The sequence below is a fragment of the Actinosynnema sp. genome (assembly GCF_052038725.1).
In genome coordinates this window covers 1-3,050 of record NZ_JBQGCX010000529.1, presented here as the reverse complement: position 1 = coordinate 3,050, position 3,050 = coordinate 1, and the positions used below count along the sequence as shown (strand labels likewise).

At 72.2% G+C, this 3,050-nt stretch carries 2 protein-coding genes and 1 pseudogene; 2 read left to right on the top strand and 1 reads right to left on the bottom strand.

The window, feature by feature from the left end; genetic code table 11:
* Positions 1 to 187, bottom strand: a 187-nt coding sequence (locus ACTUAL_RS10645) for an enoyl-CoA hydratase-related protein (RefSeq protein ID WP_440900136.1), incomplete at its 3' end; no start/stop codon positions are given.
* 396 nt (positions 188 to 583) lie between these two features.
* Here ACTUAL_RS10645 and ACTUAL_RS10640 point away from each other — a divergent pair.
* Positions 584 to 2,551, top strand: a complete 1,968-nt coding sequence (locus ACTUAL_RS10640; RefSeq protein ID WP_096495222.1) for a CRTAC1 family protein — start codon at positions 584 to 586, stop codon at positions 2,549 to 2,551.
* An 82-nt stretch (positions 2,552 to 2,633) separates the two neighbouring features.
* Positions 2,634 to 3,050: pseudogene (locus ACTUAL_RS10635) on the top strand (enediyne biosynthesis protein); the annotation flags it as partial.

Here is a 3,050-nt window from a genome sequence, read left to right as displayed (position 1 = left end):
TGAAGCTGTCGCCGTTGCCGGTGACGACGACGGCTTTGACGGTGCCCGCTTCCTCGATGGCGTCCAGCGCCCGGTTCACGTCCCCGTGCATCTGGGGGTTCATGGCGTTCTTCTTGTCCGGGCGGTTCAGGTAAATGGTGGCCCTGGGGCCGTCGATCTCGACGTTCACGGTTTCCAGCGTGATCATGCCTGACCTCTTCCTGGTGGGGACGACCCGCGGCACGAGGATCACACGACCCGCGGGGCCGGCACTTCTCGCCGATTGCCTTTCCGGGTCAGCGGTTCCCGGCTTCACGCGCGCGTGTTGTCCGGGGGACCCCGACAACGGCGCGACAACGGCGGCGACCGATTTCAGAACGCAAGCAGTGCGGTTGTCGAACCCGTGATCGGAGTCGTGTTCGGGGTGGCGGTCGAATGGGTGAGCAAGTCCGGAGTAGCCCCGCCGCTATCGGCTCTGCGACGCTTTTTCCGTTCGCCCGCCCGGAAACCCGCCGACGCCCCCGTGGCGATCCCGCGCGGGTCCCGCGCGCACCCCGGCCGCGCGGGCGTCGCGGCAACCCCGTCCCCGGAAGGAGCCACCCCCGTGTCCTCCACAGCCCGATGGCTGCGCGGGCAACTGCCCGGCGCGCTGGCGCTGGTGCTCGTCGCGGCCTCGTTCACCGCGGCCCGGTCTCCGGAGGTGTCCGCGCAGGAGCGGCGGGACCTCGCCTCCCGCTTCGGGTTCGCCCCGGCCTCGATCGCCCTGCCCGGCGGGTTCACCCAGCGCTCGATCCGCCCGGTGAACCAGCGCTACGCGCACATCAGCGCGTGGATCTCCTCGGTCGGCTCGGCGGTGGCGCTGAACGACCTGGACGGCGACGGGCTGTCCAACGACCTGTGCTACGTGGACGTGCGCACCGACCAGGTCGTCGTCTCCCCCGCCCCCGTGGCGGGCGAGGCGGCCCGCTACGAGCCGTTCGCCCTGTCCACGGGGTCGCTGCCGGTCGACGACGTGATGGCGCCGATGGGCTGCGTGCCCGGCGACTTCAACGAGGACGGCCGGATCGACCTTCTGGTGTACCTGTGGGGCCGCACGCCGGTCCTGCACCTGGCCAGGGCGGACGCCACCGCGCTGGCGCAGGACGCGTACGAGCCGGTGGAACTGGTGCCCGGCAACGGCTCCACCACCTACGACGGCCCGCGCTGGAACTCGAACTCGGCGACGGTCGCGGACTTCGACGGCGACGGCCACGACGACGTCTACATCGGCAACTACTTCCCCGACGGACCGGTGCTCGACCCGGCGCAGAGCACCGGCGTGGAGATGAACGCCTCCATGTCCAACGCCCTCAACGGCGGCGAGGACCACGTGCTGCGCTGGACCGGCGGCAGCGCGGGCGACCGGCCGACCGCGAGCTTCGAGCTCGCCGAGGGCGTGGTCCCGGACGAGGCCTCGCGCGGCTGGGCGCTGGCGTCCGGCTCCAACGACCTGGACGGCGACCTGCTGCCCGAGCTGTACCTGGCGCACGACTTCGGCCCGGACCGCCTGCTGCACAACGAGTCCACGCCGGGCGCGATCCGGTTCCGGATCGCCGAGGGCTCGCGCGGGCCGCTGGAGCCGAAGTCCAAGAACGTCGGCCAGGACTCGTTCAAGGGCATGGGCGTGGACTTCGGCGACCTCAACGGCGACGGCGTGTACGACATGTACGTCAGCAACATCACCACCTCGTTCGGCATCGAGGAGTCGCACTTCGCGTTCCTGAGCACCACCGGCGACCGGTCGGAGGTGGCCCGCGAGCTGGGCGCGGGGCGGGCGGTGTGGGAGGACGAGAGCGCGCCGCTGCACGTGGCCTGGTCCGGCTGGGGCTGGGACGTCAAGCTCGCGGACTTCGACAACAGCGGCGGCCTGGAGATCGCGCAGGCCACCGGGTTCGTGAAGGGCCAGGTGAACCGCTGGCCGCAGCTGCAGGAGCTGGCGACCGCGAACGACGCGCTGCTGGCGAACCCGCTGTGGTGGCCGGTGGTCGGTCCCGGTGACGACGTCGGCGGGCACCAGCGGTTCGCGTTCTTCGCCCGCACCGGCGACGAGGGGTTCTTCAGCGACCTGTCGCACGAGCTGGGCCTGGACGTGCCGGTGCCCACGCGGGGCATCGCGACCGGGGACGTGGACGGGGACGGCAGGCTCGACATGGCGGTGTCCCGGCAGTGGGAGGACCCGGTGTTCTACCGGAACACCTCGCAGCGGGCGGGGAACTTCCTGGGGCTGCGGCTGACCCACGAGGGGCAGCGGCCGGAAAGCGGTTTCCCCGGCGCGGGCTCGCCGGTGATCGGCGCGCAGGTGGAGGTGACGACCGCGTCGGGCCGGGTGCTGGTGAACCGGGTGGACGGCGGCAGCGGGCACTCCGGCAAGCGCGGGCACGAGGTCCACTTCGGACTGGGCGAGGACGACGGGGCGGTGCGCGCGCGGATCTCCTGGCGCGACCGGACCGGGCAGGCGCACGAGCAGGAGCTGTCGCTGGAGCCGGGCTGGCACGACGTGCGGCTGGGCGAGCGGGCCGAGGAGGGCGAGTGACGTGGCGGGCACGACAGCGGCGGGGAACGGGCCTGCGGTGAACGGGGCCGCGGTGAACGGGCCTGCGGGCGAGGGTTCTGCGGTGAGCGGGCCCGCGGGCGGCGAGTCCGCGGGCGCGCCGAGGCACGACCCGAAGGTGATCACCGCGCTCAAGCGGTTCGCGATCTCGATCAGCGTGTTCAACGCGCTCGGCTACACCGTGCTCGGGTTCGAGCAGCAGTGGCTGTGTCCGTTCGTCGCGGTGCTCACCGGTTACGCGGTGGAGCTGCTGCTGGAGGCGGTGTCGGCGTGGCAGGAGGGCAGGGCGCCGAGGTTCGCGGGCGGCGGCGCGCGCGGGCTGGTGGAGTTCCTGCTGCCCGCGCACATCACCAGCCTCGCGGTGAACATGCTGACCTACGTCAACGACCGGGTCTGGGTGATGGTGTTCGGCGTGGTGGTGGCGGTCGGCGCGAAGTGGGTGCTGCGCGCCCCGGTGCGCGGGCGGCTGCGGCACTTCATG